Source organism: Halovulum dunhuangense, assembly GCF_013093415.1.
Classification (GTDB): Bacteria; Pseudomonadota; Alphaproteobacteria; order Rhodobacterales; family Rhodobacteraceae; genus Halovulum; species Halovulum dunhuangense.
In genome coordinates this window covers 1,752,134-1,772,310 of record NZ_JABFBC010000001.1, presented here as the reverse complement: position 1 = coordinate 1,772,310, position 20,177 = coordinate 1,752,134, and the positions used below count along the sequence as shown (strand labels likewise).

Here is a 20,177-nt window from a genome sequence, read left to right as displayed (position 1 = left end):
GCTTTCCATGCTCCAGCCTTGCGGGGGTGATAATATTCCCATAGACCGAATTGCAAAGGGATTGGCAATTTTCGGAGAATTCTCATGGCGCAGGGGCTGATGCAGGGCAAACGCGGCCTGATCATGGGTCTGGCGAACGACAAGTCCATCGCCTGGGGAATCGCGCGGGTCTGCCACGAGCAGGGCGCCGAGCTGGCCTTCACCTACCAGGGCGAGATGATGGGCAAGCGCGTGCAGCCGCTGGCGGCGGAACTCGGCTCCGAGATCGTGCTGCCCTGCGACGTGACCGACGACGCCTCGATCGACGCGACCTTCGCGACGTTGCAGGAAAAATGGGGCCGGCTCGACTTTCTCGTCCATGCCATCGCGTTCTCGGACAAGAACGAGCTGCGCGGCCGCTATGTCGACACGACCTTCGCCAATTTCCAACTGACGATGAACGTCTCGATCTATTCCTTCACCGCCGTCGCGCAGCGCGCGGAAAAGATGATGGACCAGGGCGGCTCGATGCTGACGCTGACCTATTACGGCGCCGAAAAGGTGATGCCGCACTACAACGTGATGGGCGTCGCCAAGGCCGGGCTGGAGGCGTCGGTCAAGTACATGGCGATGGACCTGGGCCCCAAGAACATCCGGGTCAACGCGCTGTCGGCCGGTCCGATCAAGACGCTGGCCGCCAGCGGCATCGGCGATTTCCGCTACATCCTGAAATGGAACGAGCTGAACTCGCCGCTGCGGCGCAACGTGGACCAGATCGAGGTCGGCAAATCCGCGCTCTACCTGCTGTCGGACCTGTCCTCCGGCGTGACCGGCGAGACGCATCACGTCGACGCGGGCTATCACGTCATCGGCATGAAGGCCGAGGACGCGCCCGATATCGACGTGGTCGTTGGCCGGAAGTGACATCATGCGCGACGCGGCGCTGATCCTGTTGCCGCTTGTGCTGGCGCATTTCGCCGCCGCCGTCTCGCCCGGACCCAGCTTCGTGCTGATCGCGCGCACGTCAGCCGCCCGCACCCGCGCCGCGGCGATGCGGATGTCCGTCGGGCTTGGCCTGGGCGCGATGCTCTGGGCCGCCGCGGCCCTGTTCGGCCTGACGCTTCTGTTCGAGATCGCCCCCTGGACCTATCTCGCGATGAAGGTGGCCGGCGCGGGCTTCCTGCTGTGGCTGGGCTACCAGCTCTGGCGGCATGCGCCCGAGCCGCTCGACATGACGCTTGCGGGACAGGACGGGCTGAGCCGCACGGGGGATGTCCGCCACGGGCTTCTGGTGCAGATCGCCAACCCGAAGGTGTCCATCTTCTTCGGCTCGGTCTTCGTGACACTGGTCCCGCCCGACGCATCGGTTGCGTTCCTCGCGGTGCTCCTCGCCCTCATCTTCATCGTGGAAACCGCCTGGTACCTGGCCGTTTCCACCTTTTTCGCGGTGCCGCAGATCCGCGCCCGCTACCTGCGCCTGAAAGCCTGGATCGACCGCGCCTGCGGCGGCGTTCTGGGGCTTCTCGGGCTTCGCCTCGCCATCAGCTGAAAGAACACGCCATGACCGACAGGCTGCCACACGAGAAGGGCTTTCACATCTCCTGGGACCAGATCCATCGCGACAGCCGCGCACTTGCGTGGCGGCTAGAAAAGATGGGACCGGGAGAGGCCGGCGACTGGAAGGCGGTCGTGGCCGTCACCCGCGGGGGCATGGCCCCGGCGATGATCGTGGCGCGCGAACTCGACATCCGCACCGTGGACACGATCAGCGTGAAATCCTACGACCACCAGAAGCAGTCGGACGCCGTGGTGCTGAAGGCGCCCGATGCCGCCCTGATGGGCGACGGCACCGGCATCCTGATCGTCGACGACCTGGTGGACAGCGGCAAGACGCTGGAACTGATCCGCAGGATCTATCCCAAGGCGCATTTCGCCACCGTCTATGCCAAGCCCAAGGGCAAGCCGATGGTGGACACCTACATCACCGAGGTCAGCCAGGACACCTGGATCTTCTTCCCCTGGGACATGGCGCTGCAATACGTCGAGCCCTATCGCGGCAAGGACTGAGCGCCGCCCCTGCCCCACACGAAAAAGCCCGCGGCCGGAACCGCGGGCTTTCTTCGTTTCGGGGGATCGTCCCCGTCAGCGTATGATGATTTCCGGCCCCATCATCGTGGTCGGCAACCATGTCGACAACGCCGGGATATAGGTGACCATGATGAGGAACACGAAAAGCACGCCCATCCAGGGCAGCGCCGCGCGCACCACGCCCATCAGCGACATGCCCGCCACGCCCGAGGTCACGAACAGGTTCAGGCCCACCGGCGGGGTGATCATGCCGATCTCCATGTTGACCACCATGATGATGCCCAGGTGGATCGGGTCGATGCCCAGCTCGATGGCGATGGGAAAGACCAGCGGCGCCACGATCACGATCAGGCCCGAGGGTTCCATGAACTGCCCGCCGATCAGCAGGATCACGTTGACCATCACGAGGAACATCACCGGGCCGAAACCCGCATCCAGCATGGCGGCGGCGATCTGCTGCGGGATCTGCTCGTCGGTCAGCACATGCTTCAGGATCAGCGCGTTGGCGATGATGAACATCAGCGTGACCGTCAGCTTGCCCGATTCGAACAGCGTGCGCCTCGTGTCGTCGTGGAAGAACGCCGTCACCAGCGCATAGGGCTTGCGGTAAAGCGGCAGCGGCGTCCGGGTCGGATCGTCCTCATGCGCCTTGAGCGGCCCCATGTCGCGATAGATGAAGTTCGCGACAAGAAAGGCATAGACGGCGGCGACGGCCGCAGCCTCGGTCGGGGTAAAGATCCCGCCATAGATGCCACCCAGGATGATGACGATCAGGAACAGGCCCCAGCCCGCCTTTGCGCCGGTCTCCAGCACCTCGCCAAAGCCCTTCCACTCGCCACGCGGCAGATCCTTGACCCGGGCATAGATGTAGATGGCCGTCATCAGCATGCCGCCCGCCAGCAGGCCCGGAATGACGCCCGCAAGGAACATCCGGCCCACCGACACGTCGGTCGCGGCGGCATAGACCACCATGACGATCGAGGGCGGGATCAGGATGCCCAGGGTGCCCGCGTTGCAGATCACGCCGGCGGCGAACTCCTTGCGGTAGCCCACTTTCTGCATGCCCGCGATCACGATGGACCCGATGGCCACGACCGTGGCCGGCGACGATCCCGAAAGGGCCGCGAACATCATGCAGGCAAAGACGCCCGCGATCGCAAGGCCACCGGGGAAATGGCCCACGCAGGCGATCGAGAAGTCGATGATCCGCCGCGCCACGCCGCCCGTGGACATGAAGCTGGAGGCGAGGATGAAGAACGGGATCGCCAGCAGCGTGTAATGCCCGGCCATGCCCTGGTAGAGCGACTGCGCGATGGCGCCCAGCGACGTGTTCGACAGCACCAGCAGGAAGACCATCGACGACAGGCCAAGCGCGATGGCGATGGGCACGCCGATCACCAGGAAGCCGATGACCATCAGGAAGAGAACGACAACTTCCATCGGCCTTATCTCCCGTCCTGTCTGGCAAGCTCGTCAAGCGCGTCCCCGACCTCGTGGCTGACGATCAGGCTGTTGCGCCGGCCGTTCCAGATGTCGATGGTCGCCTCGACGAGGCGGTAGAGCAGCAGCGCCGCCGCGATGGGCAGCATGGTATAGGGCACGACGCGCGGCAGCTTGCTGTAGCGGTCGCCCTCGTTGATGGCATCCTCGAGAAAGCGCAGGAAGCCCGGCATCGGCACCTGGTCCGTCTCGAAGAAGGACCGGATGCGGGTGTTCTCGTTCAGGCCGGTGGGGAACCAGCGGCCCGTCGTCTCGGGCAGGGCCGCGAAGGGCGCCCAGTAGTCCCAGGCCCCTTTCAGCAGCAGCCCCGCATAGGCAAGGCAGGCCACCGCCGCCAGAAGCGCCACCGCGCGGCGCGCATCGGGCGGCAGAAGTGCCGTCACCGCGTCCACGCCCAGATGCGCCGACACCTTGACCGCGTAGCTCATGCCCAGAAGCACCAGCCAGGCGAACAGGATCAGCACCACCTCCAGGCCCCAGATCAGGCTGGAGTTGAAGCCGTAGCGCAGGACGACGTTGACGAATGTGATGAGGGTCATCAGCCCGAGCATCACGGCAATGGCCGTCTCCTCGAAGCTGTGGACGAACCGCCCCAGCGCGGTCCGGGGTTCATAGGCGCCGCTGGCGCTCATCTCGAGGCCTCCCCTGAAACTCGGTGCTGCAATTCGGTGCTGCGTGTCAAAAGGCGGCCCGGGACATCTGTCCTCGGGCCGCCCGATCTGCCATGGCGGGGATCAGAACTGTTCGTTGATGGCCTGTGCGGCGGCGATGTTCTCGGCGCCCACTTCCTCTTCGAACTGCGTCCAGACCGGCTTCATCGCCGCGACCCAGGCCGCGCGCTGCTCGTCGGTCAGCTCGCGGATAGTGCCGCCGGCATCCAGGATCAGCTGGCGTGCATTGGCGTCGACCGCGGCCACCTCGGCGTTGCGGGCGTCGGTGACTTCGGCCAGGATCGTGCGCAGCTGGTCACGCACCGGCGCGTCCAGACCTTCCCACCAGTCGACCGAGGTGATCACCAGGTAGTCGATGATCCCGTGGTTGGTCTCGGTGATGCCGTCCTGCACCTCGAAGAACTTCTGGCCGTAGATGTTGGCCCAGGAATTCTCCTGCCCGTCCACGACGCCGGTCTGCAGCGCGCCATAGACCTCGGCAAAGGCCATCGGCTGGGCCGAGGCGTTCAGCGCCTCCATCTGCGCGACCAGCACGTCCGAGGGCTGCACGCGGAACTTCAGCCCCGACGCGTCCTCGGGCATCAGCAGCGGCTTGTTGGCCGAGATCTGCTTCATGCCGTTGTGCCAGAACTCGAGGCCCAGCACGCCGCGGCGCACCATGCCTTCCTTGATCTGCGTGCCCACTTCCGAGGCCTGGAACGCGTCCACCGCCTCGAGGTTCTTGAACATGAAGGGCAGGTCGAAGATGCGGAACTGCTTGGTGATCGATTCGAACAGCGACAGCGAGGGCGCGCCGAACTGCACGTCGCCGCGCAGCATCGCCTCGATCACCTGCTCGTCGGTGTAGAGGGTGGAGTTCGGATAGACCTCCATGCAGGCGGTGCCGTTCATCTCGTCGTTCACGCGCTGCGCGAACAGGTTGGCGGCAATGCCCTTGGGATGGTTGTCGCTGTTCGTCACATGGCTGAACTTGATGATCATCTCGCCCGGATCGCAGGCGGCCATCGCCTGCGTCCCGCCAAGCATCAGTGCCGAAAGCGCTACGGCGCCCAACAGTTTCTTCATGGTTGCTCTCCCTAGACTTGGGTCCCGGTTTCCGGTGACCGCCACACGATAGCCGCCGAGCGCGCCTGTCGCGAACCCCCGATTGACCCCCGGGTAATGTGCGAGGCGTTTCAACAGAATTTCAAATACTTACGCGGGTCGCGACGGTCGCCCGCATCCGGGACGACGCACGAACTGTGCGAAAAATCGCACAAAATCGTGTTTCAAGGTTGCCCCGACGGCAGCCGCTCGAATCATCCGCTTCCGTCGCGGAAGGCCGAGGGATCGATCCCGTGGCGCTTGAGCTTGTCGTAAAGCGTCTTGCGCGGCAGGCCCAACGCCTCGGCCACGGCGGCGACCCGCCCGCCCTGGACGCGGAGCGCGCGTTCGATCAGGTACTTCTCGACCACGTCCATCTGCGCGGCCAGCCCCTGCGCGCCCGCCACCCCGTCCAGCGCGCTGCGCAACATCCGCGAGGCGCCCCGCCTGCGCCGCTCGAGCGTGCGCCGCCGCCGCGCCAGCGCCCGCTCCACCGCCTCCAGCAGGCGCGCGGTCGGACAGGGCTTTTCCAGGAAATCGTCGGCCCCGCCGGCCATCGCCCGCACCGCCATGGGCACGTCGCCCTCGCCGGTCAGCACGATCACCGGCAGTTCCGGGTCGATGCTGCGCACCCGCTCCAGCAGGTCGAGCCCGTCCTTGCCGGGCATCCGCACATCCGTGACCACGATGCCGGGAAAATTCCGCCGGACATGATCGGTCGCCTCGATGAAGGACTTGCAGGTGGTCACGGCGTAATCCGCCAGTTCCAGCGCCTCGCCCAGCGCCTCGCGCACGTCGCGGTCGTCATCGACCAGGATCACGCGTCCCGCCCCGCCGCTCATGCCGCCACCGACGCGCCGCCCACGGCGGGCAGTTCGACGGTAAAGACCGCGCCGCCGTCGCTGGCATTCTCGCCGCGGATCTCGCCGCCGAAGCTCTGGACGATCCCGTAGGAAATCGACAGGCCCAGCCCCAGCCCGGTGCCCACGGGCTTCGTGGTGTAGAAGGGATCGAACAGCCGCCCCGGATCGGCCAGCCCCGGCCCGGTATCGCGCAGCCTGAGCCGCACGCGTCCCGCCCCCCGCTCGAGCGACAGCACCACGCGGCGCGGGGCCGGCTGCCCCTCCATCGCGTCGCTGGCGTTGCCCAGAAGGTTCACCACCACCTGCTGCAAGCGTACCCGGCCACCGATCACCATGACCGGCGCGCGCGGCGCGTCCCACTCCACCTCTACCCCGGCCTGCGCGAGCCTCTGCTCGAGAATGTCGAGCGCGTCGCCGACCACGGCCACGAGATCGACTTCCGTCGCGGGTTCCGCCTCGTTGCGGGCAAAGGCGCGCAGGTTGCGGATGATGCGCCCGCCGCGCTGCGCAAGTTCCGCGATGCGGCCCAGGTTGGTCGCCGCGCGCGCCTGCTCGCCGCGTTCGAGCAACAGGCCGCCGTTCTCGGCCAGGGTCTGGATCGCCGTCAGCGGCTGGTTCAGCTCATGGCTGATCCCCGCCGACAAGGCGCCCAGCGCGCGCAGCTTTTCCGCCTGCACCAGCTGGTCCTGGACGGTGCGCAGCCGCGCCTCGGTCGCGATCCGTTCCGACACCTCGTTCTCGAGCCGGGCCACCGCCGCCGAAAGCGCCGCCGTGCGCGCCCGCACCTCTGCCTCGAGCCGGGCCTTGGCCCTTTCCTCGGTCGAAAGCTGCCGCCTGAGCGCCGCGCGCCGCTCAAGCGCGACCGTTGCCCCAAGGATCACCAGCGCGGCGCAGGCCGCCGTGAGTGACGCCCAGAGCAGCGCCTGGCGTTCCGCGGGCGCCATGTCGAGCAGGATGTTCCCGGTCAGGCCCAGCGTGGGGATCGGCTGTTCCAGCCACAAGGCCCGCGCGGGAAGCGCCGCCAGCCCCGACATCTGCCACAGCCTGCGGCCATGCACCTCGCCCGGATCGAGCCCGCCGAGCGGCACCGGGTTCACGCCGGCATATTGCGCCGCATCCGCCCCGGGCGGGATCGGCCCCGGCCCATCCGGGCGCAGGGCGCGCAGCACCAGTTCGGCCCGGCTGGAGAGAAAGATCACCTCGCGCGCGTCGCTGAAGAACAGCGTGTCACGGTCCACCCGCCAGCCATCCTCGATCCGGCCAAGGTCGATCTTGACCGCGACCGCACCGATGATGGCGCCCGCGGGATCGCGAACCGGATGGGCGAAGTAGAAGCCGCGCTGGTTCGACGTCGTGCCGACCGCGTGGTAATAGCCCAGCACCCCCGTCATCGCGCGCTGGAAATAGGGCCGCCAGACGAAGTTCTGACCGATGAAGCTGCGATCGAGCAGCCAGTTGGACGCGGCGATGGTCAGGCCCGAGCCGTCCATGACGTAGATGTCCAGCGCGCCGGACACGTCGGCGGCCGTCTCGAGCATGCGGTTCGCCTCTTCCCGCGCGGGCGCCCCGCCCTGCAACGCCGCCAGCACCTGCGGGTGGCGCGCGATCAGGGGCGGCAGGTAGCGGTAGCGGTCCACCTGCCCCGACAGCCAGTCGGCCGCCTGCTCCAGCGTGGCGCTGCCGGTGCGCTCCATGCGCATCACCTCGGCACGGTGGCCGAGCCAGCCCGCCAGCACCGACAGGCCGGCCACGAGAGCCAGCATTCCCGCCAGCACGGCGATGCGTCCGGTCTTCATCCTGCGGCGATCCTCCCCGGGATCCAGAGGGTGCGCGGACCGCCCCGCTTGTCAAGCGCAAGGCGGCACGGCAGTGTCGCGCGGCACGAGACAGGAAAGACCCCAGATGACCCAGAGCCGCCGCAACGCCCCCCTTTCCCCCGCCACCCGCGCCGCCCAGGCGCTGCGCCACATCGACCCGGTGACGGGATCGGTGACGCCGGCGATCGACCTGTCGTCGACCTTTGCGCGCGATGCGGACTACGCGCCCCGGCAGCGCTACATCTACGGCCGCGACGGCGGCCCGACGGTCGAACATGCCGAGGCGGTCATCGCCGACCTGGACGGTGCGGCGCGCACGCTGCTGTTCGCCTCGGGCATGGCGGCCATCGCGGCGATGCTCGAGACGCTGCGCGCGGGCGATCACGTCGCGGCACCCAGGGTGATGTATCACGGCGGCCAGACCTGGCTGCACCGGGTGGCCGAACGGCGCGGAATCGAGGTCACCTTCTACGACCAGGCCGACCCCGAGGGGCCAAAGGCCGCGCTGCGCGCGGGCCAGAGCAGGATCCTGTGGATCGAGACGCCGGCAAACCCGAACTGGGACATCGTCGATATCGAGGCGGCGGCGAAGGCCGCCCATGACGCCGGCGCGCTGCTCTTTGCCGACTGCACCGCCGCCCCGCCCTGCACGCTGCAGGCGCTGCGGCTGGGCGCGGATGTCGCGTTTCACTCGGCGACGAAATACATGGGCGGCCATTCCGACCTGACCGCGGGCGCGCTGTCGCTGGCCGTGGACGGGGATCTGGCGGCCGAGTTGCGCCAGGTCCGCAGCCTGATGGGCAGCGTGATCGCCGCCTTCGAGGCGTGGCTGCTGATCCGCGGCCTGCGCACGCTGTTCCTGCGCTGGGAAAAGGCGTCGTCGAACGCCATGGCCATCGCCCATGCGATGGTGGGCCACCCCAACGTGGCGCAGGTGCTCTATCCCGGCCTGCCCGACCATCCCGGCCACGCCATCGCGCGGGCGCAGATGCAGGGCGGCTTCGGCGGCATGCTGTCGCTGATGGTGACGGGCGATGGCAGCATCGCGCGGGACGTCGCCCGTTTCACCGAGGTGTTCATCCCGGCGACCTCGCTCGGCGGCGTGGAGAGCCTGATCGAGCACCGCAAGGCCGTCGAGGGCCCCTATTCCATCGTGCCGCCGCAGCTTCTGCGCCTGTCGGTGGGGATCGAGGATGCGGCCGACCTGATCGCGGACCTGACGCAGGCGCTGGAGCGCGCCGGGTGAGCCTGCCCCGCATCCTGCAATCGCCGCGGGAGGACGGGTTCGTCCAGGACCCCTATCCGTTCTACGAGCGGCTGCGCGCCCTGGGCCCGCTTGCCGTCTGGGAGGAGTACGGCTTTCCGGTCACGGGGGATCATGCGCTGGTCTCAAGCCTTCTGCGCGACCGCCGCTTCGGGCGCGAGGTGCCGCCCGCGCGGCGCAAGCCGGTGCCGCCGCACCTGGAGCCGTTCCAGCGGCTCGAGGACCGCTCGCTTCTGTCGCTGGAACCACCCGCGCATACGCGGCTGCGCAAGCTGGTGCTGTCGGCCTTCACCTCGCGCGCGGTGGCGGCCCAGCGCGATGGGATCGCTACGCTGGCGCACGAGTTGATCGACCGGATCGAGGGCGAGACCTTCGACCTGTTGACCGGCTTTGCGGAACCCCTGCCGGTGCGCGTCATCGCCCGGCTGATCGGCGTGCCCGAGGAAATGGCGCCGCAGCTTCTGGACTGGTCGCACGCGATGGTCGCGATGTACCAGGCGCGGCGCGACGGCGCGGTCGAGCGGGCGGCGGGCACGGCGGCCGCCGAATTCTCGGACTGCCTGGCCGAGGTGATCGCCGCGCGGCGCCTTGCGCCACGGGACGACCTGATCTCGGATCTGATCGCCGCGCGCGACGCGGGCGACCGGCTGACCGAGGACGAGATGATCGCGACGCTGGTCCTGCTGTTGAACGCGGGCCACGAGGCGACGGTGCACAGCATCGCCAACGGCGTGAAGGCGCTTCTGGAGGCGGGGCTGGATGCACGGTCCTGCGATCCCGCGCGCCTGTGCGAGGAGGTGCTGCGCTTCGACCCGCCGCTGCACCTGTTCACCCGCTTCTGCACCGAGGAGGCCGAGATCGCCGGCCACCGCTTCGCCCCCGGCGACGAGGTGGGGCTGCTGCTGGCCGCCGCCAACCGCGACGCGGCTGCCTTTCCCGAGCCATCGCGCTTCGATCCCACCCGGCCCGCAGGGCCGCACACGTCGCTGGGCGCCGGCATCCATTTCTGCGTGGGCGCGCCATTGGCCCGCGCCGAGATCGAGATCGCGCTGCCGATCCTGTTCCAGCGCCTGCCGCGCCTTTCCCTGGAGGGCGGCCCGCGCTATGCGGACCGCTACCATTTCCACGGGCTGACCGCGCTGCGGGTCCGGCGCGCGCCTTAGCGCGCGACTGCTTCCGGCGCGCGCCTAGCGCGCGACCGGCTGCGCGCGCTCGACCAGCCTTGCAAGGAAGGACGCGCCCACCGGCGAGACCGCGTCGTTGAAGTCGTATTCGGGATGGTGCAGCCCCGCGCTGTCGCCATTGCCGATGAAGACATAGGCGCCAGGGCGCTTCTGAAGCATGTAGCCGAAATCCTCGGCCCCCATTTGCGGGGAATGCCCCTCGGAGGCGTTCCCGGCTCCGACCACCTCGCCCGCGACATCGAGCGCGAAGCTCACAGCCCGGTCGTCGTTGACGGTGGCGGGATAGCCCCAGCGGTAATCCACCTCGACCTCGGCGCCATGGGCCTCGGCCACGCTTTCGGCGATGCGGCGGATGCGGGCGGCCACGTCCTTGCGCACGCTCTCGTCCATGGTGCGCACGGTGCCCTTCAGATGCGCCGAGGCCGGGATCACGTTGTGGGTGTTGCCGGCCTGGAACTGGGTCACGGACACCACCACCGGCTGGTGCGGATCGACGCTGCGCGCCACGACCGATTGCAGCGACTGGACGATCGCGGCCCCCGTCACGATGGGATCGGCCGACAGGTGCGGCCAGGCGGCATGGGCGCCGTTCACGCGGATGCGGATGTCGAACTGGTCGGCCGCGGCCATCGTCGCGCCACGGTTCATCTCGATCCGGCCCACGGGCAGGCCGGGCCAGTTGTGCATGCCATAGACCTGCGAGATGCCGAAACGCTCGAGAAGCCCCTCCTCGAGCATGACCCGCGCCCCGCCACCGCCTTCTTCGGCGGGCTGGAAGATCAGCGCCACGGACCCGCTGAAATTCCGCGTCTCGGCCAGGTATTTCGCAGCCCCGAGAAGCATGGTCGTGTGCCCGTCATGGCCGCAGGCATGCATCTTGCCAGGGGTCTGCGACCGGTAGGGCAGGTCGCGCGCCTCTTCGATGGGAAGCGCGTCCATGTCGGCGCGCAGGCCGATCACCGGCCCCTCGCCCTGGCCGCGCAGGATGCCCACCACGCCGTTCCGCGCGATGCCGGTATGCACCTCGTCCACGCCGAACTCGCGCAGCCGCGCGGCCACGAAGGCGGCAGTCTCGACCGTGTCGAACAGAAGCTCGGGATTGGCGTGGATATGCTGGCGCCACGCCGTCATCTCTTCCTGGAACTGGGCGATGCGGTTCAGAACGGGCATGATCTTCCTTTCTCTGGCGTCACACCGTTATGACGCGCCGCACGGGACCGGGGCAACCGGGAATTGCACCGCTCCGCGGCTGCGCGTAAGGGAGCGGCATGAACAAGGACATCGACGAACACGGACTGCCCCGCGCGCCGATGGCGCGGCTGGTGGCGATCATGGCGCGGCTGCGCGACCCCGAGGGGGGCTGCCCCTGGGACATCGAGCAGACCTATGCGAGCATCGCGCCCTACACGATCGAGGAGGCCTACGAGGTGGCCGACGCGATCGAACGCAGCGCCTTCGGCGAATTGCGGGGCGAGCTGGGCGACCTGCTGTTGCAGGTGGTCTATCACGCCCGCATGGCCGAAGAGGACGGGCTGTTCGATTTCGACGCCGTGGCGGGGGACGTGGCCGAGAAGATGATCCGCCGCCATCCCCATGTCTTCGGCGACGAGAGCCGCGACAAGTCGGCCGAGCAGCAGGTGCAGGACTGGGAGAAGATAAAGGCGGCCGAGCGCGCCGGCGCGGGGCCGGCGGGCGTGCTGGACGGGGTGGCGCTGGGGCTGCCTGCGCTGCTGCGCGCGCTCAAGCTGCAGAAGCGCGCGGCGCGGGTGGGCTTCGACTGGACCGACCGCCGCGACGTGCTTGCCAAGATCGTCGAGGAGGCGCACGAACTGGCCGAGGTCAGCGAGGGCACCGACCCCGACCGGATCGAGGACGAGTTCGGCGACCTGCTGTTCGTGATGGTGAACCTGGGCCGGCACCTGGGTGTCGACCCCGAGGCGGCGCTGAGGCGGACCAACGCGAAGTTCACCCGCCGCTTCGCCGCGATCGAGGCGGCGCTTGAAGCCGAGGGGCGCACGCCGTCCGATGCGAGCCTTGCCGAGATGGACGCGCTCTGGCATGCGGCCAAGGCGCGCGAGCGCGGCTGAGACGCCGGCGCGCCTGCCCGGACGGCGCGGAAGTTGCGGCGCCGGATGCCTCCGGCGGGGATATTTGAAGAAAGTGGAAGGCGGGCGCGCGCGGCATGCGGGCTTTGCAAGCGGGGCGGTTTTCGTTAACACCGCGGCGAGGCCCCAATGGACGTGAGGACCCTACCCCCATGAGCACCATCATCGACATCACCGCACGCGAGATACTGGACAGCCGGGGCAACCCGACGGTCGAGGTGGACGTGCTGCTGGACGACGGCACGCTGGGCCGCGCCGCCGTGCCCTCGGGCGCCTCGACCGGCGCGCACGAAGCGGTGGAGCTGCGCGACGGCGACAAGTCGCGCTACAAGGGCAAGGGCGTGCTGAAGGCGGTCGAGGCGGTCAATGTCGAGATCGCCGACGAGATCGTGGGCCATGACGCCACCGACCAGGTCGCCATCGACCGCGCGATGATCGAGCTCGACGGCACGCCCAACAAGGCGCGGCTGGGCGCGAACGCGATCCTGGGCGTGAGCCTGGCCGTGGCCAAGGCGGCGGCGCAGAGCCTGGGCCAGCCGCTTTATCGCTATGTGGGCGGCACATCGGCGCGCGTGCTGCCGGTGCCGATGATGAACATCATCAATGGCGGCGAGCATGCCGACAACCCGATCGACTTCCAGGAATTCATGATCATGCCGGTGGCCGCCGACAGCATCGCCGAGGCGGTGCGGATGGGTGCGGAGGTGTTCCACACGCTGAAGAAGGAGCTGCACGACGCCGGCCACAACACCGGCATCGGCGACGAGGGCGGCTTTGCGCCGAACCTGTCCTCGACCACCGACGCGCTCGACTTCATCATGCGCTCGATCGAGAAGGCCGGCTACAAGCCCGGCGAGGAAATCTACCTCGCACTCGACTGCGCCTCGACCGAGTATTTCCGGGACGGCATCTACGACATGAAGGGCGAGGGCAAGCGGCTTTCCTCGGCCGAGAACGCCGACTACCTGGCAGCCCTGGTCGACGCCTATCCGATCATCTCGATCGAGGATGGCATGGCCGAGGACGACTGGGAGGGCTGGAAGCTGCTGACCGACCGCATCGGCGACCGCTGCCAGCTGGTGGGCGACGATCTGTTCGTGACCAACTCGCGGCGCCTGGCCGATGGCATCGCGAGGGGCTGCGGCAACTCGATGCTGGTCAAGGTCAACCAGATCGGCAGCCTGACCGAGACGCTGGAGGCCGTGGACATGGCCCATCGCGCGCGCTTCACCTGCGTGATGAGCCACCGCTCGGGCGAGACCGAGGACGCGACCATCGCGGACCTGGCGGTGGCCACCAATTGCGGGCAGATCAAGACCGGGTCGCTGTCGCGCTCGGACCGGCTGGCCAAGTACAACCAGCTGATCCGGATCGCGGAGAACCTGGGCGAGACGGCGGAATATGCCGGCCGCTCGATCCTGAAGCGCTGAATGCCCCCGGGGCGTGGCGGATCAGACCGCCGCCGCGCCCTGCCACTTCTCGGCCGGCAGGAAGCGCGCAAGCGCCGCCGCCTCGGCCCAGCGCGACTCAAGGGGGCGCGTGCCGACCATGACCACCGCGTTCGCGGGCAGGCCGGCCGACCCGAGCAGGTCCAGCAGCGCCGCCCGGCTTTCGCCCCAGCTTGCCGCGGGCGCGGGCGCCGCGCCGGCAACGAAGGTCAGGCCGGACACTTCCTGCAACTCGGCGGCGAAATCGCCCGGCGCCTCGCCTTCGGGCGCAAGGATCGCGCGCTCGCAGCGGATGAGCGATGCAAGCCTTGCGCGCGACGGCTCGGGCAGGTCCAGTCGCCGGGCCAGGCGCAGGCCGATCGCCTCGCAGGTGAAGAGAAAGGCCGTGATGTCCCGCCCCGAGCCGAGCAGGATCGCGGCATAATCGGGGTAGGCAAGACCCAACTCCCTTGCGCGGACGACCCTGCGGCGGATCACTTCCACGGGCAGCCGCGGCCCCAGGAGTTCCGCGCGCGCCTTCTTCCAGGCAAAGCGGCGCCAGCTTGCCCCCGCATCGAGCGGCGGGCCGTCATTGTGGCCCATCATGCCGGGCCCGCGATATCCGATGCGACTGTCCATGGCCCGAGAGTGCTGCACCACGCCGACCCGCGCAAGCCCGTGCTGGACCCGCGCCCTGCCCCGCGATAGAAGCGCGCGAAACCGAGGGGTGCCCCGATGACCGAAGACCGTGAGCCGCCGAAGATCTATCTTGCCACGCCGCCCGCCTTCGAGTTGTCGGGCTTCGAGACGCCCCTGAAAGCGGCGCTCGACGCGGCGCCGGTCGCCTGCCTGCGCCTGTCGCTGGCGACCCGGGACGAGGACGACCTGTCCCGCGCCGCCGACATGCTGCGCGAGATCGCCCATGCCCGCGACATTCCGCTGGTGATCGACGACCACTTCCGGCTGGTGGAGCGGCTGGGACTCGATGGCGTGCACCTGACCGACGGCGCGCGCCGCGTGAAGGAGGTGCGCAAGCTGCTGGGCAAGGAGGCCATCCTGGGCGCGTTCTGCGGCACCTCGCGCCATGCCGGGATGACCGCCGGAGAGCTGGGCGCGGACTACATCGCCTTCGGACCCGTCAGTGCCGACACGCTTCTGGGCGACGGGACCGTGGCAGAGCCGGAACTCTTCCAGTGGTGGTCCGAAATGATCGAGATCCCGGTCGTGGCCGAGGGCGGGCTGGCCGGCGCGGCGCTCGCGGGCTTGCTGCCCTATACCGATTTCATCTGCCTGTCGGACGAGATCTGGGCCGCAGGGGATGGACCGGCAGCGGCGCTAGGCAGGATCGCGGCCAGTCTCTAGCGCGGCCTCCAGCGCGGCCGTGACGCCCGCGCGCACGGCTTCCTCGCAGGCGGCGGCCAGCGCCTTTCGGTCGGCGAAATCGGCGGCACGCAGGGGCGGATGGTGGATCACTTCGGCCACGCCGCCGCGCGACAGGGCAAAGACCGCCTTCAGATGCGGCCCGAGCGGCATCTCTCCCCACCAGCCGTAGAAGCTGCGCGGCAGGTCCGGCGCGGGGTGGTAGACGATGCTGACCGGCTGCACCCACAATTCGTCGCGCAGGCCCTCGGCGGTAAAGGGGGCGAACAGCGTCGACTTGAAGGGCAGCACCCGCCGCCCGTCGGTGGAGGTGCCTTCGGGGAAGAAGCAGAGCCGGTCGCCGCGGGCAAGCCGGTCGTGCAGCATGGCGGCCTGCGCCTTCGACGACGTGCGCCTTCGGTCGATGTAGACGGTCCCGATCTGGCGCGACAGCCAGCCCACCAGCGGCCAGCCCGCCACTTCCGCCTTGGAGACGAAATAGACCCGGTCCGCGGTCAGCAGCGTGAAGATGTCGATCCAGCCGGCATGGTTCGCGACCACCGCGCCCCCCCCGCGCATGGGCGTGCCGCGCGCAAGCACCCGGACCCCGCAGAGCCACAGGCAGATGCGCCCCCACAGGCACGCGATGCGGTGCGCGACGCCCAGCGGGGCCGCACGCTCGACCAGGTTGAACAGCACCACGAAAGGAATGCCGAGATAGGTGACAAGGACCAGCGCCAGGGCGCGCAGCACCATGCGCAGACGCTCGGTCACGCAGGGCGCGCGCACCCGCTCGGGCGCTGCACCGTTCCAGGTCACGCTCATTTCCGCGCGAAGCTCCGCGTATAGAAGGCGTGATACTTCTCGGCCATGCGGGCCGTATCCATCAGCAGGCAGACATCGATGGTGTTGAAGTCCCGGTCGATGAAGGCCCCCTCGCCCACGAAGCCGCCCAGCCGCAGATAGGCCTTGATCAGCGCCGGGATCTGCGCCAGCGCCTCGACGCGATCCAGCCTGTCCTCGGGCACGAGGTCCATGTCCACGAAACCCTCGGGACGGGCGCGCACGCGCAGATCGTCGGGCGCGAGGTGGTGGTGATGCAGCCAGGACAGCGCGGGCGCGATGGCGTCAGGGTCGGTGCCGTGAAACGAGGCCACGCCGAACAGGATCTCGATCTCGCGCGACAGGACGTATTCGGCCAGCGCGTTCCACATGAGATGCATGGCAATGCCGCCGCGATAGGGCGCGGCCACGCAGGAGCGGCCAAGTTCGACTGTCTTGCGGCCCAGCGCCTCGATCCGCGACAGGTCGTATTCGCTGGCGCTGTAGAAGCCCCCCGCCGCCCGCGCGCGGTCGCCCGGCAGCAGTCGGTAGACGGCCGCCACCCGGTCCAGCGGATCGGCCACCGGTGTCGCCCTGTCGATCAGGATCAGGTGGTCGAAGAACGGATCGAAGGCGTCCTTTTCCAGCCGCCGCGCATGGTCGGCAGAGGCGGCGGGCGCGCCCATCTCCTCGACGAAGACGCGGTAGCGCAGCCGCTGGGCCGCGGCGATATCCTCGTCGCTGGCTGCAATGCGGATCTCGAAGCGTTTGGTGTCGAGTTCCATGGCTCCCCGAACGTGACTGCCGTGCTCGGTCTTACGAAGTCGGACCCGTGCATGCAACATGAGACGCGGTGCCGCACCGTCGGGTCATTCCGGGAAAGGATCTTGCCCGGAACGCCGGACTCACCTTATGGTTGTGAAATGTGGGACGATTTCACTATTGGCGAGGCAGGAATTCCGGGACGAGAAGGATGCGGGTGCCATCGATGACCACCTTTCCCACATGCTCGAAGTTCACGGTGATCCTGTGGCCGACCACGGACTGAACCTGCCCGAGACCCCAGTCGGGCATGTCGGGATGCCGCACGAAGGAGCCGGGCTCCAGAAACTCGTTCATCGCCATCCCTGTTCCTTTCACCCGTCGGGAGACCGCCCTTGACCCATCCGGACCTGACCGGCCTCGTCTCCTCGCGCATCTGCCATGACCTTGTAAACCCGGTCGGCGCGATCGGAAACGGCGTGGAGCTGCTTTCGTGCCTTGGCCGGACCACCGCTGCGCCCGAACTTGAACTGATCGCCGACAGCGTCAACGCCACGGTGCAGAAATTGCGCCTGTTCCGACTCGCCTTCGGCGATGCCGCGCCGCAGGACCGCGTCGCGCTGGCCGAGTTGCGCCCGATCCTGGGTGCGCTGGTCAGCGGAAGATGGAAACTGGTGCTGACCGTCGAGGGTTCCGAGCTGCCGCGCACCACCGCAAAGGCGGCGCTGCTGGCGCTTCTGTGCAAGGAGCATTGCCTGCCACTGGGCGGCGAGACGCGGCTGGTCCTGTCCGCCGGCGCGGTCGGCATCGAGACGACCGCGCCCCGCCTGCGCGACGCAGAGGCGTTGTGGCGCCTGCTCGAGCATCCGGACGCGGAGGCCAGGGTCCGTCCGGCGGAGGTGCAGTTCCTGCTGCTCGGCCAGCTTCTCCAGGCACGCGGCGCGCGTGCGACCCGTGCGACGCGCGAGAACGGGATGAGCCTCGATCTCAGGCGCCTCTAGGCGGCGCGGCTCAGGCCTTCAGCATGGCCGGGCGCAGGCCCGCGCGAAAGCGGCGCATGTTGGCCTGATACCGCTCGGCCGAGGCGACAAGCCCCGCGCGGGCGGTTTCGTCCAGCTCGCGCACCACCTTGCCCGGCGCCCCCATCACCAGCGATCCCGGCGGGATCCGCTTGCCTTCGGTCACCAGCGCGCCCGCACCGATCAGGCAGCCCGCCCCGATCACCGCCCCGTTCAGGATGGTCGCCCCCATCCCGATCAGCGCGCCGTCGCCGATGGTGCAGCCATGCAGCATCGCCTTGTGGCCGATGGTGCAGTCCGCGCCGATGGTCAGCGGATAGCCGGGATCGGTGTGCAGCACGCAGTTTTCCTGGATGTTCGAGCCGCGCCCCAGGTGGATCCGCTCGTTGTCGCCGCGCAGCACGGCGTTGAACCAGACCGAGCTGCCGCTTTCCATCACCACGTCGCCGATCAGCGCTGCCCCCGGCGCCACCCAGACGTCGCCATCCTCCGGCAGATGCGGCGAGACGCCGTCCAGATCGTAAAGCCCGCTCATATGCCGACCCCCTTCTCGAATTCCTCGTTCAGCGCCTTGACGTGGCCCACCAGCCCCGGCTGGCGGGTGCGACGCAGTCGCTCGGCGGTGACGATGGCGCGCAGATGTTCCTCGCAGAGCGCCAGGTCCTCGTTCACCAGGACGTAATCATACTCGGCCCAGTGGCTGATCTCGTCGCGGCTCTTGCGCATCCTGCCCGCGATCACCTCGGCGCTGTCCTGCCCGCGGGCGCGCAGCCTTGCGGCGAGTTCCGCGATCGAGGGCGGCAGCAGGAAGATCGACACCACCTGGTGCCCGAGGCTGCTTTCGCGGATCTGCTGGCCGCCCTGCCAGTCCACGTCGAACAGCACGTCATGGCCCGCATTGATGGCCTTCTCGACCGGCTCCTGCGGCGAGCCGTAGAAGTTCCCGAACACCTCGGCATGTTCCAGCATCCGCCCCTCGGCCACGGTCTGGCGGAAGCGCTCGACACTCATGAAATGGTAGTCCTGGCCGTCGATCTCTCCGGGGCGCGGGGGCCGCGTGGTGGCCGAGACGGAAAAGGTGATCCGCGGATCCCAGCCGCGCAGCCGGCGCGAGAGCGTGGATTTCCCCGCCCCCGAGGGCGAGGACAGGATGATCAGCAATCCACGGCGGGCAGGCTGGGCAGTCTCGGACACGGGGCGCGGGCTCCTATTCGACGTTCTGGCATTGCTCGCGCATCTGATCGATGACGAGCTTGAGATCAAGACCGATCGCCGTCAGCGCCGGATCCTGCGCCTTGGAGCACAGGGTATTGGCCTCGCGGTTGAACTCCTGCATCAGGAAATCGAGCTTGCGCCCCACCGGCCCGCCCTCGGCCAGCAGCGCGCGGGTGGCGGCGATATGGGCGCGCAGGCGGTCCAGCTCCTCGGTCACGTCGGATTTGACCGCCAGAAGCGCCAGCTCCTGCGCCAGGCGGTCCGCATCCACCCTGTCCTGCGCGCCAAGAAGCGCCGCCACCCTTGCCCGCAGCACCTCGCCCGAACGGGCGGCGCGGGCCTCGGCCGTCTCGGCCGCCGCGGCGGTCAGCCCCTCCAACCGGTCCAGCTGTTCGGCCAGCACGCGGGCCAGCGCCGTCCCCTCGCTGCGGCGGTGCGCCACGAGCGACGCCAGCAACGGGTCGATATCGGCGGCGATCGCCTCGGCCGCGTCGGCCAGCCGGTCGGCAAGCCGCACCCCCTCGACCACGCCGCGGGTGGCAAGGATCTCTCCGGCGCTGATCGGGGCCAGGCGCAGCCCCTCGGCTTCGGCCGCGCGGGCGACCTCGGCGGCGCTGGCAAGCACGCGCGCCAGCGTCTCGCGGTTCAGCTCGAGCCCGGCCGCCCCCTCGCCGCCGGCAATGCGCAGACCGATCTGGACCGAGCCACGGTTCAGCCGGGCCTGCGCCGCGGCCCGGATTTCCGGCTCCAGCCGTTCCAGCCCCTCGGGCAGCCGCAGCCGCAGGTCCAGCCCGCGCCCGTTGACCGACCGCGCCTCCCAGTGCCATTCGAGCGTGCCCGACCGACCGGTCACCGCCGAAAAGCCGGTCATCGAAGAAAGTGCCATCGTCAGCGTTCCTTTTTGCCCTGCAAGACCCCATCCGCCGTAGCGTTAATCATTTGTTACCAAAGCCGGGGACAATAATCTAAAAATTGACTAGTCTTGCGGACATGCGGAACGCAAGCGGTCGCGGATAGTC

General features: G+C 68.7%; 22 protein-coding genes. 9 read left to right on the top strand and 13 right to left on the bottom strand.

Annotated features, from left to right (window positions below; translation table 11 throughout):
- Window positions 1-84: 84 nt before the first annotated feature.
- The 3 genes from fabI to gpt are packed head-to-tail and all read left to right on the top strand — an operon-like array spanning window position 85 to window position 2,046.
- Window positions 85-903: an enoyl-ACP reductase FabI gene (fabI, locus tag HMH01_RS08560; protein WP_171324297.1), complete on the top strand. Its 819-nt coding sequence runs from the start codon at window positions 85-87 to the stop codon at window positions 901-903.
- A 4-nt stretch (window positions 904-907) separates the two neighbouring features.
- On the top strand, window positions 908-1,528 hold the full coding sequence (locus tag HMH01_RS08555; RefSeq protein ID WP_171324295.1) for a LysE family translocator: 621 nt from the start codon (window positions 908-910) through the stop codon (window positions 1,526-1,528).
- 11 nt (window positions 1,529-1,539) lie between these two features.
- On the top strand, window positions 1,540-2,046 hold the full coding sequence (gene gpt, locus HMH01_RS08550) for a xanthine phosphoribosyltransferase (protein WP_171324293.1): 507 nt from the start codon (window positions 1,540-1,542) through the stop codon (window positions 2,044-2,046).
- A gap of 75 nt (window positions 2,047-2,121) precedes the next feature.
- Here the strand turns inward: gpt and HMH01_RS08545 are convergent, their stop codons facing one another.
- The 5 genes from HMH01_RS08545 to HMH01_RS08525 all read right to left on the bottom strand — a co-directional run bounded on the left by HMH01_RS08545 (window position 2,122) and on the right by HMH01_RS08525 (window position 7,980).
- Window positions 2,122-3,507 (bottom strand): TRAP transporter large permease, encoded by a 1,386-nt coding sequence (locus HMH01_RS08545; RefSeq protein ID WP_171324291.1) that lies wholly within the window; start codon window positions 3,505-3,507, stop codon window positions 2,122-2,124.
- Window positions 3,508-3,512: 5 nt separating this feature from the next.
- Entirely contained in the window at window positions 3,513-4,199 is a 687-nt protein-coding gene (locus HMH01_RS08540; RefSeq protein ID WP_171324289.1) for a TRAP transporter small permease, read from the bottom strand.
- A 102-nt stretch (window positions 4,200-4,301) separates the two neighbouring features.
- Complete coding sequence (locus tag HMH01_RS08535; RefSeq protein ID WP_171324287.1) at window positions 4,302-5,303, bottom strand: DctP family TRAP transporter solute-binding subunit; 1,002 nt, start codon at window positions 5,301-5,303, stop codon at window positions 4,302-4,304.
- A 233-nt stretch (window positions 5,304-5,536) separates the two neighbouring features.
- Window positions 5,537-6,163 carry a response regulator gene (locus HMH01_RS18015; protein WP_171324285.1) on the bottom strand — a complete coding sequence of 209 codons (627 nt, stop codon included), beginning with the start codon at window positions 6,161-6,163 and terminating at the stop codon, window positions 5,537-5,539.
- Window positions 6,160-7,980, bottom strand: a complete 1,821-nt coding sequence (locus tag HMH01_RS08525) for a sensor histidine kinase (protein ID WP_171324284.1) — start codon at window positions 7,978-7,980, stop codon at window positions 6,160-6,162. The genes HMH01_RS18015 and HMH01_RS08525 overlap by 4 nt, the downstream gene beginning before the upstream one ends.
- Before the next feature lie 106 nt (window positions 7,981-8,086).
- Between HMH01_RS08525 and HMH01_RS08520 the strand changes: the two genes are divergently transcribed.
- Both HMH01_RS08520 and HMH01_RS08515 read left to right on the top strand, forming a co-directional pair.
- Window positions 8,087-9,247 (top strand): trans-sulfuration enzyme family protein, encoded by a 1,161-nt coding sequence (locus HMH01_RS08520; protein WP_171324282.1) that lies wholly within the window; start codon window positions 8,087-8,089, stop codon window positions 9,245-9,247.
- A gap of 2 nt (window positions 9,248-9,249) precedes the next feature.
- Entirely contained in the window at window positions 9,250-10,428 is a 1,179-nt protein-coding gene (locus HMH01_RS08515; protein ID WP_171325313.1) for a cytochrome P450, read from the top strand.
- 24 nt (window positions 10,429-10,452) lie between these two features.
- Here the strand turns inward: HMH01_RS08515 and HMH01_RS08510 are convergent, their stop codons facing one another.
- A complete protein-coding gene (locus tag HMH01_RS08510) occupies window positions 10,453-11,619 on the bottom strand; it encodes a M20 aminoacylase family protein (protein WP_171324280.1) in 1,167 nt (388 codons plus the stop codon).
- Between the two features lie 98 nt (window positions 11,620-11,717).
- Here HMH01_RS08510 and mazG point away from each other — a divergent pair, with 98 nt between their 5' ends.
- Both mazG and eno read left to right on the top strand, forming a co-directional pair.
- Complete coding sequence (gene mazG / locus HMH01_RS08505) at window positions 11,718-12,536, top strand: nucleoside triphosphate pyrophosphohydrolase (RefSeq protein WP_171324278.1); 819 nt, start codon at window positions 11,718-11,720, stop codon at window positions 12,534-12,536.
- A 170-nt stretch (window positions 12,537-12,706) separates the two neighbouring features.
- Entirely contained in the window at window positions 12,707-13,984 is a 1,278-nt protein-coding gene (gene eno, locus HMH01_RS08500) for a phosphopyruvate hydratase (RefSeq protein WP_171324276.1), read from the top strand.
- A gap of 21 nt (window positions 13,985-14,005) precedes the next feature.
- On the opposite strand, the gene HMH01_RS08495 is transcribed toward eno, so the two are convergent.
- Complete coding sequence (locus HMH01_RS08495; protein WP_171324274.1) at window positions 14,006-14,620, bottom strand: hypothetical protein; 615 nt, start codon at window positions 14,618-14,620, stop codon at window positions 14,006-14,008.
- A 96-nt stretch (window positions 14,621-14,716) separates the two neighbouring features.
- Here HMH01_RS08495 and HMH01_RS08490 point away from each other — a divergent pair, with 96 nt between their 5' ends.
- Window positions 14,717-15,343, top strand: a complete 627-nt coding sequence (locus HMH01_RS08490) for a thiamine phosphate synthase (protein ID WP_171324272.1) — start codon at window positions 14,717-14,719, stop codon at window positions 15,341-15,343.
- On the opposite strand, the gene olsA is transcribed toward HMH01_RS08490, so the two are convergent.
- From olsA to HMH01_RS08475, 3 genes are all read right to left on the bottom strand, one after another.
- A complete protein-coding gene (gene olsA / locus HMH01_RS08485; RefSeq protein WP_171324271.1) occupies window positions 15,317-16,165 on the bottom strand; it encodes a lyso-ornithine lipid O-acyltransferase in 849 nt (282 codons plus the stop codon). The two genes, HMH01_RS08490 and olsA, sit on opposite strands and share 27 nt — an antisense overlap.
- Window positions 16,162-16,947: an L-ornithine N(alpha)-acyltransferase gene (gene olsB / locus HMH01_RS08480; protein ID WP_171324269.1), complete on the bottom strand. Its 786-nt coding sequence runs from the start codon at window positions 16,945-16,947 to the stop codon at window positions 16,162-16,164. Before olsB ends, olsA begins: the two co-directional genes overlap by 4 nt.
- 154 nt (window positions 16,948-17,101) lie before the next feature.
- The gene (locus HMH01_RS08475) at window positions 17,102-17,281 is read right to left on the bottom strand and encodes a DUF3553 domain-containing protein (protein ID WP_171324267.1); all 180 of its coding nucleotides are present in this window, start codon (window positions 17,279-17,281) and stop codon (window positions 17,102-17,104) included.
- A gap of 38 nt (window positions 17,282-17,319) precedes the next feature.
- On the opposite strand from HMH01_RS08475, the gene HMH01_RS08470 reads away from it, so the two are divergent.
- Window positions 17,320-17,925: a histidine phosphotransferase family protein gene (locus HMH01_RS08470; RefSeq protein ID WP_171324265.1), complete on the top strand. Its 606-nt coding sequence runs from the start codon at window positions 17,320-17,322 to the stop codon at window positions 17,923-17,925.
- A gap of 10 nt (window positions 17,926-17,935) precedes the next feature.
- Here the strand turns inward: HMH01_RS08470 and HMH01_RS08465 are convergent, their stop codons facing one another.
- From HMH01_RS08465 to HMH01_RS08455, 3 genes are read right to left on the bottom strand one after another with little or no spacing between them, the layout of a single operon-like run.
- Entirely contained in the window at window positions 17,936-18,478 is a 543-nt protein-coding gene (locus HMH01_RS08465; protein WP_171324263.1) for a gamma carbonic anhydrase family protein, read from the bottom strand.
- Entirely contained in the window at window positions 18,475-19,137 is a 663-nt protein-coding gene (gene gmk / locus HMH01_RS08460; protein WP_171324261.1) for a guanylate kinase, read from the bottom strand. The genes HMH01_RS08465 and gmk overlap by 4 nt, the downstream gene beginning before the upstream one ends.
- A 13-nt stretch (window positions 19,138-19,150) precedes the next feature.
- A complete protein-coding gene (locus HMH01_RS08455) occupies window positions 19,151-20,044 on the bottom strand; it encodes a YicC/YloC family endoribonuclease (RefSeq protein ID WP_171324259.1) in 894 nt (297 codons plus the stop codon).
- Window positions 20,045-20,177: the final 133 nt, after the last annotated feature.

Excerpts from the sequence above, each read along its gene's own strand:
- fabI (WP_171324297.1), top strand. The coding sequence starts at position 85 with ATGGCGCAGGGGCTGATGCAGGGCAAACGCGGCCTGATCATGGGTCTG.
- HMH01_RS08555 (WP_171324295.1), top strand. The coding sequence starts at position 908 with ATGCGCGACGCGGCGCTGATCCTGTTGCCGCTTGTGCTGGCGCATTTC.
- gpt (WP_171324293.1), top strand. The coding sequence starts at position 1,540 with ATGACCGACAGGCTGCCACACGAGAAGGGCTTTCACATCTCCTGGGAC.
- HMH01_RS08545 (WP_171324291.1), bottom strand. The coding sequence starts at position 3,507 with ATGGAAGTTGTCGTTCTCTTCCTGATGGTCATCGGCTTCCTGGTGATC.
- HMH01_RS08540 (WP_171324289.1), bottom strand. The coding sequence starts at position 4,199 with ATGAGCGCCAGCGGCGCCTATGAACCCCGGACCGCGCTGGGGCGGTTC.
- HMH01_RS08535 (WP_171324287.1), bottom strand. The coding sequence starts at position 5,303 with ATGAAGAAACTGTTGGGCGCCGTAGCGCTTTCGGCACTGATGCTTGGC.
- HMH01_RS18015 (WP_171324285.1), bottom strand. The coding sequence starts at position 6,163 with ATGAGCGGCGGGGCGGGACGCGTGATCCTGGTCGATGACGACCGCGAC.
- HMH01_RS08525 (WP_171324284.1), bottom strand. The coding sequence starts at position 7,980 with ATGAAGACCGGACGCATCGCCGTGCTGGCGGGAATGCTGGCTCTCGTG.
- HMH01_RS08520 (WP_171324282.1), top strand. The coding sequence starts at position 8,087 with ATGACCCAGAGCCGCCGCAACGCCCCCCTTTCCCCCGCCACCCGCGCC.
- HMH01_RS08510 (WP_171324280.1), bottom strand. The coding sequence starts at position 11,619 with ATGCCCGTTCTGAACCGCATCGCCCAGTTCCAGGAAGAGATGACGGCG.
- mazG (WP_171324278.1), top strand. The coding sequence starts at position 11,718 with ATGAACAAGGACATCGACGAACACGGACTGCCCCGCGCGCCGATGGCG.
- eno (WP_171324276.1), top strand. The coding sequence starts at position 12,707 with ATGAGCACCATCATCGACATCACCGCACGCGAGATACTGGACAGCCGG.
- HMH01_RS08495 (WP_171324274.1), bottom strand. The coding sequence starts at position 14,620 with ATGGACAGTCGCATCGGATATCGCGGGCCCGGCATGATGGGCCACAAT.
- HMH01_RS08490 (WP_171324272.1), top strand. The coding sequence starts at position 14,717 with ATGACCGAAGACCGTGAGCCGCCGAAGATCTATCTTGCCACGCCGCCC.
- olsA (WP_171324271.1), bottom strand. The coding sequence starts at position 16,165 with ATGAGCGTGACCTGGAACGGTGCAGCGCCCGAGCGGGTGCGCGCGCCC.
- olsB (WP_171324269.1), bottom strand. The coding sequence starts at position 16,947 with ATGGAACTCGACACCAAACGCTTCGAGATCCGCATTGCAGCCAGCGAC.
- HMH01_RS08475 (WP_171324267.1), bottom strand. The coding sequence starts at position 17,281 with ATGAACGAGTTTCTGGAGCCCGGCTCCTTCGTGCGGCATCCCGACATG.
- HMH01_RS08465 (WP_171324263.1), bottom strand. The coding sequence starts at position 18,478 with ATGAGCGGGCTTTACGATCTGGACGGCGTCTCGCCGCATCTGCCGGAG.
- HMH01_RS08455 (WP_171324259.1), bottom strand. The coding sequence starts at position 20,044 with ATGGCACTTTCTTCGATGACCGGCTTTTCGGCGGTGACCGGTCGGTCG.